This is a genomic window from Bradyrhizobium sp. HKCCYLR20261, assembly GCF_051168435.1.
In the GTDB taxonomy this organism is placed as follows: Bacteria; Pseudomonadota; Alphaproteobacteria; order Rhizobiales; family Xanthobacteraceae; genus Bradyrhizobium.
In genome coordinates this window covers 654062-667777 of record NZ_JBNPUZ010000001.1, presented here as the reverse complement: position 1 = coordinate 667777, position 13716 = coordinate 654062, and the positions used below count along the sequence as shown (strand labels likewise).

At 67.0% G+C, this 13716-nt stretch carries 10 protein-coding genes; 5 read left to right on the top strand and 5 right to left on the bottom strand.

Annotated elements, in window-relative coordinates; translation table 11 throughout:
• Positions 1-125 precede the first annotated feature (125 nt).
• Together ACQR1L_RS03070 and ACQR1L_RS03065 are read right to left on the bottom strand one after the other, a co-directional pair.
• Entirely contained in the window at positions 126-1934 is a 1809-nt protein-coding gene (locus tag ACQR1L_RS03070; RefSeq protein ID WP_434856427.1) for an ATP-dependent DNA ligase, read from the bottom strand.
• The gene (locus tag ACQR1L_RS03065) at positions 1931-2977 is read right to left on the bottom strand and encodes a ligase-associated DNA damage response exonuclease (protein WP_434856426.1); all 1047 of its coding nucleotides are present in this window, start codon (positions 2975-2977) and stop codon (positions 1931-1933) included. The genes ACQR1L_RS03070 and ACQR1L_RS03065 overlap by 4 nt, the downstream gene beginning before the upstream one ends.
• 114 nt (positions 2978-3091) lie before the next feature.
• Between ACQR1L_RS03065 and ACQR1L_RS03060 the strand changes: the two genes are divergently transcribed.
• From ACQR1L_RS03060 to pdeM, 4 genes are all read left to right on the top strand, one after another.
• On the top strand, positions 3092-4018 hold the full coding sequence (locus ACQR1L_RS03060) for a methyltransferase domain-containing protein (RefSeq protein ID WP_434856425.1): 927 nt from the start codon (positions 3092-3094) through the stop codon (positions 4016-4018).
• Positions 4019-4126: 108 nt separating this feature from the next.
• Entirely contained in the window at positions 4127-5356 is a 1230-nt protein-coding gene (locus ACQR1L_RS03055; RefSeq protein WP_434856424.1) for an ABC transporter substrate-binding protein, read from the top strand.
• Positions 5357-6262: 906 nt separating this feature from the next.
• The gene (locus ACQR1L_RS03050) at positions 6263-8986 is read left to right on the top strand and encodes a ligase-associated DNA damage response DEXH box helicase (RefSeq protein WP_434856423.1); all 2724 of its coding nucleotides are present in this window, start codon (positions 6263-6265) and stop codon (positions 8984-8986) included.
• 139 nt (positions 8987-9125) lie between these two features.
• Positions 9126-9803 (top strand): ligase-associated DNA damage response endonuclease PdeM, encoded by a 678-nt coding sequence (pdeM, locus tag ACQR1L_RS03045; protein ID WP_434856571.1) that lies wholly within the window; start codon positions 9126-9128, stop codon positions 9801-9803.
• A gap of 214 nt (positions 9804-10017) precedes the next feature.
• Here the strand turns inward: pdeM and ACQR1L_RS03040 are convergent, their stop codons facing one another.
• Positions 10018-10884, bottom strand: a complete 867-nt coding sequence (locus ACQR1L_RS03040) for a LysR family transcriptional regulator (RefSeq protein ID WP_434856422.1) — start codon at positions 10882-10884, stop codon at positions 10018-10020.
• A gap of 97 nt (positions 10885-10981) precedes the next feature.
• Here ACQR1L_RS03040 and ACQR1L_RS03035 point away from each other — a divergent pair, with 97 nt between their 5' ends.
• Positions 10982-11899: a DMT family transporter gene (locus ACQR1L_RS03035; RefSeq protein ID WP_434856421.1), complete on the top strand. Its 918-nt coding sequence runs from the start codon at positions 10982-10984 to the stop codon at positions 11897-11899.
• Here ACQR1L_RS03035 and ACQR1L_RS03030 read toward each other — a convergent pair.
• Both ACQR1L_RS03030 and ACQR1L_RS03025 read right to left on the bottom strand, forming a co-directional pair.
• Positions 11896-12675 carry a TIGR02186 family protein gene (locus ACQR1L_RS03030; RefSeq protein WP_434856420.1) on the bottom strand — a complete coding sequence of 260 codons (780 nt, stop codon included), beginning with the start codon at positions 12673-12675 and terminating at the stop codon, positions 11896-11898. The genes ACQR1L_RS03035 and ACQR1L_RS03030 overlap by 4 nt on opposite strands.
• Positions 12672-13598 carry a sulfite exporter TauE/SafE family protein gene (locus ACQR1L_RS03025; RefSeq protein WP_434856419.1) on the bottom strand — a complete coding sequence of 309 codons (927 nt, stop codon included), beginning with the start codon at positions 13596-13598 and terminating at the stop codon, positions 12672-12674. Before ACQR1L_RS03025 ends, ACQR1L_RS03030 begins: the two co-directional genes overlap by 4 nt.
• Positions 13599-13716: the final 118 nt, after the last annotated feature.

Genomic DNA, 13716 nt, shown 5'->3' with positions numbered 1-13716 from the left:
CGTCATGGCCGGGCTTGACCCGGCCATCCATCTTCCTCCGATAAGAGGATGGATGCCCGGGTCAAGCCCGGGCATGACGAGTCTCAGATTCGTCATGCACCTGGGGTCGAACAAGCGAGCGCTCGTCACCCCGCCGCCTCGCTCTTCAACATCCGCTCCAGCGTCTCCAGCCGGTCGGCGTCGCGGGGCGGCTTGTCCCAGCGCAGGCGGTTGATGCGGGGGAAGCGCATCGCGACGCCGGATTTGTGTCGCGGTGATCTCTGCAGGCCCTCGAACGCGACCTCCAGCACCAGGCCCTGCTCGGGCTCGTGCACGACGTGGCGCACGGGGCCGAACTTCTCGGTGGTGTTGCGGCGGACGAAGCGGTCGATCTGCAGCAGCTCCTCGTCGGTGAAGCCGAAATAGGCCTTGCCGACAGGCACCAGCTGATCGCCGGCCTCACCGGCCGTCCACACACCGAACGTGTAGTCGGAGTAATAGGACGAGCGCTTGCCATGGCCGCGCTGCGCATACATCAGCACGGCGTCGATGATGTGCGGATCGCGCTTCCACTTCCACCACTGCCCCTTCGGCCGGCCCGGCAGATAGACCGCATCCCGCCGCTTCAGCATCACGCCCTCGACCGCCTCGGCATCGTCGCCGGCGCCGGCCGATGCGGGATCGGCGCGCGCAGCCGTCAGCTCGTCCCAGGTGGAGAACGCGACCGTCGGTGACAGATCGACGCGCGGCTCGTCGAGCCGCTTGATGAAGGCTTCGAGCCGCTCGCGCCGCTGCTCGAACGGCAACTCGCGCAGATCATTCTCTTCATCGCCGAGCAAATCGTAGGCGCGCAGGTGGATCGGATATTCCTTCATCAGCTTCGGCGACACCGTCTTGCGGTTCAGCCGCTGCTGCAGCACGTTGAAGCTCTGCACGCGCTTGTCGCGCACCACGAGCAGCTCGCCGTCGATCGCGCCCGGCAGGTGCAGAGACGGCAGCAGATCCGGGAAGCTCGCGGTGATGTCCTCGCCGCTGCGCGAATACAGCCGGGTCACCATCCGGCCATCGCTCTCGCGGCCGCTCACGGCCTGCACGCGGATGCCGTCCCATTTCCATTCCGCGATGTAGTCGCTCGCAGTCATGCTGGCGAAGTCGCCGTCCTCGACAGCATGGGCCAGCATCACGGGCCGGAACGGCGCGGGATCACGATTGACCGGCTTGTCGCCGCGGCCTTCGAGCCAGGCGAACAGATCGAGATAAGGCGGCGCGAGACCGGGCCAGACCAGCTCGACGTCATGCGGGTCCTTGTCGCCAAGGGCTGCCGCGGCCGTCTTGGCCAGTCGCGCAGAGATGCCGATGCGAAGTGCGCCGGTGACCAGCTTCAGCAACGCCCAGCGCCCGGTCTCGTCGAGCTCGTCCAGCCACTGCGCGAGCTGCTTCGGCATCTCGGTTTTCCCGAGCGTGCGCAGTGTGGTGACGACCTCGGTCAGCGTCGGCGGCGGTCGGTTGTTGTGCCCGGCTGCATGCGGCTCAACACCTCCCCCGCTTGCGGGGGAGGTCGGATCGCCGGGCGCGCCTGGCGATCCGGGTGGGGGCATGTCCACGGAAGGTCCGTCCCCGGAGCGCCCCCACCCCGGCCCTCCCCCGCAAGCGGGGGAGGGGGAAGACCGAGCTTGCGGAGGGCGCTTCGGCCACATCAGCGCGACCGTCTCCGACAGATCCCCCACATAGTCATACGACAGCGCGAACAGCACCGGATCGGTGCGCGCCGCGATGAGGTCGCGGATCAGCGCCGGCTTGGCGTGCTTGAACGACAGCGCGCCGGTCAGCGCCGCCAAGGCATAGCCGCGGTCGGGATCCTCGACCTCGCGGAAATACGATGTCAGCAGCCGCAGCTTGTTGTTGCGGCCGGGTTCATAGGCGAGGCGGTCGAGCAGCTCGGCGAAGCGGTTCATGCCTCGGCCTCCTCCGCAGCCACCACCTCGCTCTCCTCCTCGTCGCCATAGCCGACGAGGTCGAGCGGCCGCGCCGCGAGCCCCTTGCTTCGGCACCAATGCACCAGCGCGTCCTCCTGGCCATGCGTGACCCAGACTTCACCCGCGCCCGTCGCCGCGATCGTCGCGGTCAACCCGTCCCAGTCGGCATGGTCGGAGATCACCAGCGGCAGCTCTACGCCGCGCTGCCGCGCGCGGGCGCGCACCCGCATCCAGCCCGAGGCGAACGCGGTGACGGGATCCGGAAAGCGCCGCGTCCACAGATCGGACGTCGCGCTCGGCGGTGCGAGCGTGATGGTGCCCGCAAGCTCCGCCTTCTTGACGCCCTTCACCGGCCGGAGCTCGCCGAGCGGAATGCCCTTGTCCTGATAGTAGCGCGTGATCTTCTCCATCGCGCCATGCAAATAGATCGGTGCGTCGTAGCCGGCCTCGCGGATCAGCGCGAGCACCCGCTGCGCCTTGCCCAGGGAATACGCCCCGACCAGATGCGCGCGCTCCGGAAACAGCGCCACCGAGGCCAGCAGCTTATCGACCTCCAGCGCCGTATCGCCGTGCCGGAACACGGGAAGACCGAACGTCGCCTCGGTGATGAAGACGTCGCATTGCACCAGCTCGAACGGCGCGCAGGTCGGATCACGCGCATCCTTGTAGTCGCCGGACGCCACGATGCAGGTGCCGCCGGCGGACACCTTGATCTGCGCCGAGCCGAGCACGTGGCCCGCCGGGTGGAAGCTGACGGTGACGTCGCCGAGCCGAATTTCCTCGCCATAGCCGATCGCCTGCGTCGAGCCCGCAAAATTCTCGCCATAGCGCAGCCGCATGATATCGAGCGTTTCCTGCGTCGCCAGCACCGCGCCGTGGCCGGCCCGGGCGTGATCGGAGTGGCCATGCGTGATCAGCGCCCGCTCGACCGGGCGCACGGGATCGATGTGGAAGCCGCCGGCCTTGCAGCACAGGCCGGAGGGAACGGGCAGCAGGATGTCTTGCGGACGCATGGTGCTCATATAGGTCCCGGTTGGAGAAATTCAGCCGGTCCGACATTCCGGCTGGTCATGCGCGGGCTTGACCCGCGCATCCATCTCCTGGAATGACAGCGCCGCCCACACCATGGTTCCCCGATGCCCCACCGCCTGTTCCTCTCCTCCGGCGACCTGATCGCCGACCGCCGCTACGAATTCGCCCGCGACCTGCAGATCAAGGGCGATCTCGCCGCCGCCGCCGAGGTGATGGAGCAGGCCATCGAGGTCGCGCCGAACTTCGCCTCGGCGTGGTTCGAACTCGGCAAGATCCGCGTCGACCTCGGCGAAACCGACAAGGCGATATCAGCCTTCCAGAACGCTGTGGCGGCCGATCCGGATGACCGCCACGGCGCCGCCGTGCGGCTGATGCAGCTCGGCGCCACGCCGCTCACGGACATGCCGAAGGCCTATGTGCAGTCGCTGTTCGACCAATACGCGCCGCGCTTCGAGAGCGAGCTGATCGAGCGGCTGCACTATCGCGCGCCGGCGATCCTGTTCAAGGCGGTGCTCGCGGTGCGCGCCGCGGAGAAGAAGCCGGCCTACTTCAAGCGCGCCATCGATCTCGGCTGCGGCACCGGCCTCGGCGCTGCCGCCTTCGCCAGCAACGTCGACAGCTTCATCGGCATCGATCTCTCCGCCGGCATGATCGCGCAGGCGCGCGACACCGGGCTCTATGCCGCGCTCGATGTCGACGACATGACGGCCGGCCTCGCGCGGCAGGCGGATGCATCGGCCGATCTCGTGCTTGCGGCGGACGCGATGGTCTATGTCGGCGATCTCGGTCCCGTGCTGCGCGAAGCCAGGCGCGTGCTGATGCCCGGCGGCCTCTTGGCCTTCACCGTCGAGACTCATGAGGGTGACGGCGTGATCATGGGCAAGGGACTGCGCTATGCCCATGGTGCGGAATATATCCGTGGCATCATCACGAAGGTCGGATTGAAGCTCGCGCATCTCGAACCGGCCTCGCCGCGGACCGAAGATCAGGCGCCGGTGCGCGGGCTTTCGGTGGTCGCGATGAGGACTTGAGTCTACACGCTACTGAATGCGCTGCACGCAGTGCGCGATGCGGCAACTTCGCTCTTGCCGCGGCTCTCCCGATGCCAAAAAATGCCGGCAGTCTAGGGAGAGACAACAATGAAAAAACATCTGACCCGGCGCGATTTCTGCGCCACCGCGCTCGCGACCATCGGCGCCTCCACCATCGCCTCGCCTTACGTCTGGGCGGCCGAGAAGAAATACGACGCCGGCGCCAGCGATACCGAGATCAAGATCGGCCAGACCATCCCGCATTCCGGCCCCGGCTCGCTGTATGGCGTGCTCGGTCGTATCGGCGAGGCCTATTTCCAGATGCTCAACGAACAGGGCGGCATCAACGGCCGCAAGGTCAAGTTCCTCACCATGGACGACGCCTACAGCGCGCCGAAATGCGTCGAGGCGACGCGCCGCCTCGTCGAGCAGGAGGAGGTGCTGGCGCTGTATGGCTCGCTCGGCACCGCGCCGCAGACGGCCGTGCACAAATATCTCAACTCGAAGGGCGTGCCGCAGTTGCTGCTCAACACCGGCGCCTCCAAATGGAACGATCCGAAGAACTTCAAATGGACCATGGCCGGCCTGCCGCTGTATCCGACGGAGGCGCGCATCCTCGCCAAGCACGTGCTGAGCGTGAAGCCGGATGCCAAGATCGGCATCCTCTACCAGAACGACGATTTCGGCCGCGACTTCCTGGGGCCGTTCAAGAAGGTGCTGGCGGATGCCGGCGGCAAGGCCCAGGTGATCATGGAGCAGACCTATGATCTCACCGAGCCGACGGTCGACTCGCAGCTGATCAATCTGTCGAAGTCGGGCGCCGACGTATTCTACAACATCTCCACCGGCAAGGCGACGTCGCAGTCGATCCGCAAGGTCGCCGAGCTCGGCTGGAAGCCGCTGCAGCTATTGTCGGCGGGCTCGACCGGCCGCTCGATCCTCTCGGCCGCGGGGCTGGAAAACGCCAAGGACATTGTCGCCATCCGCTATTCCAAGGATGCCGGCGTGCCGCAATGGAAGGACGATCCCTACGTCAAGGCGTTCGAGGCGCTGCGCGCGAAATATGTCCCGAACATCGACCCGGACAACAGCATCGCCTATGCCGGCTATGGCCAGGCCGCGTCGATGGCCGAGATCCTGCGCCGCTGCGGCGACACCCTGACCCGCGAGAACGTGCTGAAGCAGGCCACCACGCTTGCCGGCTTCCACTCGCCCTACTTCCTCGACGGCGTCAACTACGCCTACACGCCCGACGACTACACGCCGATGAAGACGCTCTACATCTCGATCTTCGACGGCAAGGACTGGAACATCTCCGAGAAGCCGATGACGGAGTAGGCGACGCGGCTCGCGCTTCATCGTGAGCCGTCATCGCGAGCGAAGCGACGCGATCCAGAGTCCCTCCACAGACGCAGTCTGGATTGCTTCGTCGCGGAGCCTGTCATCGGGCCGCGCGTTGCGCGGACCCGTTGGCTCCTCGCAATGACGATGTGGCACGGTCATCGCCTCACGCTCGGTGTCATTCCGGGACGGGCCGCGCAGCGGCACGAGCCCGGAATCCATACTCCCGTCGGTGGTTATGGATTCCGGGCTCGCCCTGCGGGCGCCCCGGAATGACGCGTGGAGAGATGGGCGCGGTTGTCATCCTGCTGAAGTCTGCGCCGCCGGCATTCCGATTGAATTACAAAAAAAATAATTCGGTTGCGTCTTTACAGAAATCATGATCATATCCCGCCATCCCGTCCCAAGCCGAGGGGCGTAGCGCGCGATCGTCACGACACGCGGGGCGGGGAGCGGTGGCCGCTGCGATGCTGCAGCGTGAGCGACAGCTTGCGCGGACGAACGGCGTTCGGCGGACGTGAAGTCGTGTGGTCCTGGCCTCCCGGTGCCGAGGTCAAGTGGATGCCGGCGCGGAAGCGCTGCTGACATGACGGGGTCAATCAGCCGGTCCCCGAGGAGAGCACGAAGTAAGCGTGAAAACCATCGCGCAGGGAAGGCCGGGCGTTTTCCGGCTGCACCTGTGGTACCTGCCGCCTGCATTCTTTTCAGCAGGCGGGCCGCAGGCGTCAGCCGACGCCTGGCCTTCCCTGCGCCCTCTGCAATCAAGAGGGACAGCTCATCATCAATCTCGGGCGCCATTCGCCGCGAGGATGCATCCGCATGTCCCGGCTGTTCCATGGAGTGAGTGCGGTGCGAACCTCGGATGGTTGCCGCGCTGCGGACCCGACCCTCGACGAAGCCCGCATGACTGCCTACCTTCTCCCGGTGCCGCCTCGCGTCTCACCAGCCCCCCAAGACGACAGCGCCGCGCTGCCTGACCATTTCCTGAAATGGTTCGCGGCGCGCGGCTGGTCGCCCCGCGCGCACCAGCTGGCGTTGCTGGACAAAGCCCGCGCGCAGCGTTCCGCACTGCTGATCGCCCCAACTGGCGCCGGCAAGACCCTCGCGGGGTTCCTCCCGACCCTGGTCGAGCTCGGCTCCGCTGCAAGGACAAACACCCGAGCCGCTCTCGCCAAGCATTCCGCGCTCTCCACTCCCTCCCCCCTTGTGGGGGAGGGGCGGGGAGGGGGGCCTCCGGCGGCGGTGCCGATAGCGGGCCCGTCGTCGCAACCTCCCGCGATGGCAGAGAGCTCCATCAAAGTCACCACGACCGGCCGCAATCTGCCGCGTCCCGCCGGGCTGCACACGCTCTACATCTCGCCCCTCAAAGCGCTCGCCGTCGACATCGCCCGTAATCTCGAATCCCCGATCTCCGAGATGGGGCTGCCGATCAAGGTCGAGACCCGCACCGGAGACACGCCGGCGTCGCGCAAGCAGCGCCAGCGCCGCTATCCGCCTGATATCCTGCTGACGACGCCGGAGCAGCTCGCGCTGCTGCTGTCCTCCGATGACGCGCCGTTCCTGTTTTCCTCGCTGAAGCGCGTCGTGCTCGACGAGCTGCATGCGCTGGTCACCTCCAAGCGCGGCGACCTCCTGTCGCTCGGGCTGGCGCGGCTGTGGCGGCTCGCGCCCGAGATGCGCATGATCGGGCTGTCGGCCACGGTGGCCGAGCCCGAACAGCTCGCGCGCTTCCTGGTCCCGCAGCCAATCGGTGCCGAGGCGGCCGCGGATGTCGTCGTCGCCGGCGGCGCCGCGCAGCCGGTCGTCGAGATGCTCGACACGCGCGAACGCCTGCCCTGGGCCGGCCACACCGCGCGTCACGCGATGGCCGAGATGTATGAGCTGATCAAGGCCAACAAGACCACGCTCGTCTTCGTCAACACCCGCAGCCAAGCCGAGATGCTGTTCCAGGAGTTCTGGCGCATCAACGACGACAATCTCGCCATCGCGCTTCACCATGGTTCGCTCGACGTCGCCCAACGCCGCAAGGTCGAGGACGCGATGGCCGCTGGAAAACTGCGCGGCGTGGTTTGCACCTCCTCGCTCGATCTCGGCGTAGACTGGGGTGACGTCGATCTCGTTATCAATGTCGGCGCGCCCAAGGGCTGCTCGCGGCTGATGCAGCGCATCGGCCGCGCCAATCACCGGCTCGACGAGGCCTCGCGCGCGGTGCTGGTGCCGGCCAATCGCTTCGAGGTGCTGGAATGCTCGGTCGCGATCGATGCCGTCGCCGACAATGCGCAGGACACACCGCCCTTGCGCACCGGCGCGCTGGATGTGCTGGCGCAGCACGTGCTCGGCTGCGCCTGCGGCGAGCCGTTCGCGAGCGACGAGCTCTATGCTGAAGTGATCGCGGCTGCGCCCTATGCGATGCTGTCACGCGCCGACTTCGACGATGTCGTCGATTTCGTCGCGTCCGGCGGCTACGCGCTGAAGACCTATGAGCGCTTCGCGCGCATCAAGCAGGATACGAAAGGGCGCTGGCGTGTCGCCAATCCGAAGGTGCGGCAGAGCTATCGGCTGAATGTCGGCACCATCGTCGAGGAGGCGATGCTCAAGGTGCGGCTGGTGCGCTCGCGCGCCGGGGCCAAGGGGGGCACCACAGGCGCGATCGCGCGCGGCGGCCGGCTGCTCGGCGAGATCGAGGAGTATTTCATCGAGGGCCTGACGCCGGGCGACACCTTCGTGTTCGGCGGCGAGATCGTGCGCTACGAGACGCTCGCCGAAGACCAGGTTTACGTCTCTCGCGCGAACGATGCCGACCCGAAGGTGCCGTCCTACATGGGCGGCAAGTTTCCGCTCTCGACCTATCTGGCCGAGCGCGTCCGCGGCCTCCTCGATGATCGCCGGGCCTGGATGCAGCTCCCGGAGCAGGTGCGCGACTGGCTGTCGTTGCAGACCGACGTGTCGCGCATCCCAGCGCGGCGCGAGCTGCTGGTCGAGACATTCCCGCGTTCCAGCAAGAACTATCTCGTCTGCTATCCGTTCGAGGGCCGGCTCGCGCACCAGACGCTCGGCATGCTGCTGACGCGGCGGCTGGAGCGCGCGCGCGCCCGGCCGCTCGGCTTCGTCGCCAATGAATATGCGCTGGCGGTGTGGGGGCTCGGCGACATGTCGCTGATGGTAGCCCAAGGCCGGCTCGATCTCGCGGCGCTGTTCGATCCGGACATGCTGGGCGATGATCTCGAAGCGTGGCTCGATGAATCTGCGCTGATGAAGCGCACCTTCCGCTCATGTGCCATCATCTCCGGCCTGATCGCGCGGCGCTCGACGACGGAAGAAAAGACGCGCCGCCAGGTGCTGTTCTCGACCGATCTCGTCTACGATGTGCTGCGCCGCCATCAGCCCGATCACATGCTGTTGCGCGCCGCGCGCGCCGATGCCGCCACCGGCCTGCTCGATCTGCGCCGTCTGGGTGATATGCTCGCGCGAATCGAGGGCCGAATCACCCATCGCCCGCTCGATCGCGTGTCGCCGCTGGCGGTGCCGGTGATGCTGGAAATCGGCCGCGAATCCGTCTATGGCGAGGCCGCCGACGAGCTCCTGGCGGAAGCCGCCGAGGAACTCGTCAAGGAGGCGATGGGGTAGGTATCAGTCTGGGGCACGCAATGCGCCGCGCGGAAGGTCTGCTCCCTCCCCCCTTGTGGGGGAGGGCCGGGGAGGGGGGTAGCTCCGGGGAACGGCGCTCGTGAGTCGCTCGGTCGGCATCTCTTCATCTCATCATCACATCGAGCCGTCTCGATGCGCGACGCTCGAGCTGGCCGGTGTCTCGCTTCGTGTCGATCTCTCCGGCGCACTCGTCTGGGACGAGCAGCGCCTGCTCGTCGTCTCCGACCTGCACCTCGAAAAAGGCTCGAGCTACGCGTCGCGCGGAACCCTGCTGCCGCCGTTCGACACGGTGGCCACCTTGCGCCGGCTCGAAGCGGTCATCGCGCACTACGATCCGCGCACCGTGATCGCGCTCGGCGACAGCTTTCACGACCGCGACGCGCATACCCGCCTGACCGGCGACGACCGCGCCTGCATTGCGAATCTTCAGGTCGGCCGCGACTGGATCTGGATCACCGGCAATCATGATCCGGCGCCGCATGGCATCGGCGGCGAGGTCGCCGACGAGATCACGATCAGTGCCGTCACGTTCCGCCACGAGCCGACCGGCGCGCACGGCGAGATCGCCGGCCATCTGCATCCCAAGGCGCGCGTGGCGACCCGCGCCCGCACCCTGGAACGCCGCTGCTTCGTGTCCGACGGCGCCCGCGCCGTGATGCCCGCCTTCGGCGCCTATGCCGGCGGCCTCAGCGTGCGCGATGCGGCGTTTGCAAAGCTGTTCCCGAAGCGCGCGTTCATCGCGCATGTGCTGGGTGATACGAGGCTGCACAGCATCGCTGCGGCGAGGTGTTATTAGTTGGACTAATGGCGTTATGAGTGAGGTGGAATGGTCACTTTCGATCATTCAAGCTTCGAAGCGATGAGGCCCGCCGCGCACTCCGCTGCGCCCTCTCCCCCGCTTGCGGGGGAGAGTTGGAGAGGGGGCGCCACGTGCACCGCCGCCGGAGTGGCCCCCTCCCTAGCCCTCCCCCGCAAGCGGGAGAGGGAACACACTGCCCGCGTGGCGATAGCTACGCCGCCTTCGCCTGCACCTTCTCGCAGAACTCCGCCAGCCGGTCAGCGAGCCGCAACGTCGCCGGGCTCGCATTCGGCGACGCCAGCAGCGCGACTTCGGTGCGGTCGATCGGCGCAAAACCTTCCCGCGTCGTTAGCACGCGATGCTCGGCCTGCACCGACATCTCGGACAGGATGCTCAAGCCCATGCCAGCGGCCACCGCGGCCTGGATCGCGGCGAGGCTCGATGACGTGTAGGCCATGTGCCAGGCGAGCCCCCGGCTCTCCAGCGCGTGGATCGCGCGGGTCCGGTAGATGCAGCCGAGCGGGAAGCCGATCAGCGGCACCGAGCGGGCATCGAGGTTGACCGGATGGCTCCTGCTGGTCACCCAATAGACCTGCTCGGGCCACGCCGCGACCGCCGCACGGGTATCGTCGACGCCCCGCTTCAACAGCGCAAGGTCGAGATCGCCGCGCTCGATGTCGCGCTTGAGGTTGAGGCTCTGATCGGCGCGGACATCGAGCCTGAGATCAGGGTGGGCACGGGAGAACGAAGCGAGCAGTTTGGCCAGCCGGTAGGCGGCGAAATCCTCGGGGATGCCGAGTTTCACCGCGCCGTCAGGGCCGGGACGCGCGACGACGTCGCGGGCCTCCTCGGCCAAAGCAAGCAGGCGGCGGGCGTAGGACAGCAGCCGCTCGCCGGCCTCGGTCGGCGTCACCTCGCGGCCGTCGCGGTTGAGCAGGGTCTGGCCGAGATCCTCCTCCAGCCGCCGGATCTGCTGGCTGACGGTCGATTGCGTGCGGTGGACGCGTTCGCCGGCCCGGGTAAAGCCGCCGGCCTCGACCACCGAGACGAAGCTGCGCAACAGCTCCAGATCGAGCATCGGGAACCTCCATTCGAAATTCCACTGAGTTTCAGTCTATCATTTAATTTCCAAATGCGGAAGAACGGCCCTACACCGGCGGCAAAGGAGCCCGCCGATGTCGTCCGTATCCTCTCCGGCTGCCGTGACCCCGATGAAGTCGAACCTGCTGCCGCTCGAGATCGGCCTGTTCTGCCTGCTGTGGAGCTTCGCCTTCGTCGCCGGCAAGATCGGCGTCACCTATTGCCCGCCGCTGCTGCTGCTCGCCGCGCGGTTTTCGCTGGCGGGTGTGATGATCCTGGCGGTCTCGCTCATCCGCGGCGAGCTGCGCATGGGCTGGCGCGATGCGGCGGTGTTCGCGGTCCTCGGCATCGCCAACAACGCGCTCTATCTCGGCCTCGGCTACATGGGCCTCCAGACAGTATCGGCCGGCCTCGGCGGGCTGATCGTCTCGGCCAATCCGGTGTTCACCGCTGTGTTCGCCGCACTGCTGCTCGGCGAGCCGCTGACCCTGCGCAAGATCGCCGGGCTGGCGCTCGGCACGCTGGGCGTTGCGATGATCGTCTGGCACCGCATGTCGGTCGGCACCGATCATCTCGAGGGCATTCTCTACACGCTGGCGGCGCTCGCCTCGATCGTCACCGGCACCATCCTGTTCAAGCAGCTCGCCCCGAAGGGCAGCCTGTGGGTCGGCAACGGCATTCAGAATCTCTCGGCTGGACTCGTGCTCTGGCCGGTCGCGCTCGGCATCTCCAGCGTTCACGACGTCACGCCGAATGCGCAGCTGCTCGGCGCCTTCGCCTTCCTCGTGCTCGGCGGCTCGATCCTCGCCTATGTGCTGTGGTTCCACCTGCTGAAGGTGTGCGGCGCGACGGCGGCCAGCGCCTACCACTTCGTGATGCCGCCGCTGGCGATGATCTTCGCCTTCCTGGTGCTGGGCGAGCACGTAGCGCTGCAGGACCTGCTCGGCGTCGTTCCCGTGGCGATCGGCATCTATCTGGTCACGCGCGCGCCGGCGCGCGCCGCCGCGGCCTAATCCCGCCGGAACACGATCGACGCCATCCATCCGGTCATCAGCGCCATGGCCGTCGTGACGAGGCCGTAGGCAAAACCGTTCTGGCGCGCGGAGCTGGCGACGAACTGCTCGAAGCCGACCTTGACGATCTCGAACGCGGTTTCCGTCTTTGTGATCATCGCGCCCTGCGCCAGCAGCTTGATCTCGACCTCATAGGTGCCGATCGGAACGGCTGCGGGCAGCGGGATGCCGGTGCGGAACAGGGTCGGCGTCAGGAACGTCACCGCGGAGGTGTCCTCGCGATACAGCCCATGCTGCGACTGCAGCCGCACGAAGGCGCTGCGGAACACGTCGTTCGGCACGACGTCGGCATAATCTGGTCCCACCCGCTGGGTCAGCAGCACGTTGTTGAGGCCGAGTTGCTGGCGCCGCTGCACTTCCGCCGCGGCCATCGCATCGAATGGCCGGTTGGCGAACAGGGCGAGATAGCCGGGGACCTTCAGGAATTGCCGCGAATCGGTGTTGATCCAGATGCCGAATTTGCGCTCCTTGCGCCGGGTCACCATGTCGGCCCGCGGCCCGCGCACGGTGACCACGAGATCGTAAGCCGTTCGATCCGGCGGTGTCTGCGCGTCCCTCTCGACCGAGCCGAACAGCACCAGCTCCTCGCCGGCATAGTTCGGCGTCACCGTGACGCGGTGGTTGGAGACCGAGACGATCAGCCGCTCGGCGTGACCCGATGCCGCGCTCGCAAGCAGGATCGTCAGTGCGAGCCCGGCGCGGCGGAGCTGCGTCATGAGCTGCCTCCGGTCTCGCGAATCGTGAACAGGTCCTCGGGCCGGATCACCAGCTCGATCGCGAAGCGGATGCCGACGGCCAGGATCAACAAGCCCAGCAGAAGCCGCAACTGCTCGCCGCGGATCATCTGCCCGGCGCGGGCGCCGAACTGCGCGCCGGTGACCCCGCCGATCATCAGGATCAGCGCCAGCACGGCATCGACCAGATGATTGCTCATCGCATGCAGCATGGTCGCAATCATCATGGTGGCCAAGGTCAGCACCATCGAGGTGCCGATGACAGTGGAGGTCGGCACGCGCAGCAGGTAGATGAGAAGAGGCACCAGGATGAAGCCGCCGCCGATCCCCATCACGGCGCCGAGGAAGCCGATGATAAGGCCGATGCCGATCACCGGGATCACGGAGACGTAGATCTTGGAGCGCTTGAAGCGCATCTTCAGCGGCAGGCCGTGGATCCAGACATGGCTGCCAGGACGGCGCACTGTCGGCATTCCGCCCTGCCGCGCCCGCATCATCGCGCGCAGGCCTTCCCAGAACATCATGCCGCCGACGGTCGTCAGCAGCGCGACATAGGACAGGGCGATCATCAGATCGAGCTGGCCGAGCGCGCGCAGCAGCGTGAACGTGGACACCCCGAGCGCCGTGCCGAGCGCGCCGCCGATCATCAGCACCGCAGCTAGCAACGGATCGATCGCGCGCCTGCGCCAATAGGACAGCGCCCCGGAGAAGGACGAGGCGGCGATATGGCTGGAGACGGAGGCCACCGCCACGGCCGGGGTGATGCCGACGAAGATCAACAGCGGCGTCATCAGGAAGCCGCCGCCGATGCCGAACATGCCGGAGACGAAGCCGACGGCCGCGCCCATCGCCAGCAGCAGGAAGATGTTGACCGGGATGTCGGCGATGGGAAGGTAGATCTGCATCCGCGCAGTCCTGCGAGCGTTCGACCGGAGCATCCCGCGCGTGCGAAGCAGGTGCCGTGGTCTTGCATAGCCGAAAAAGCCGCTGAAGGGATCAGGCATTGCCGCGCAAAGTCGGGGG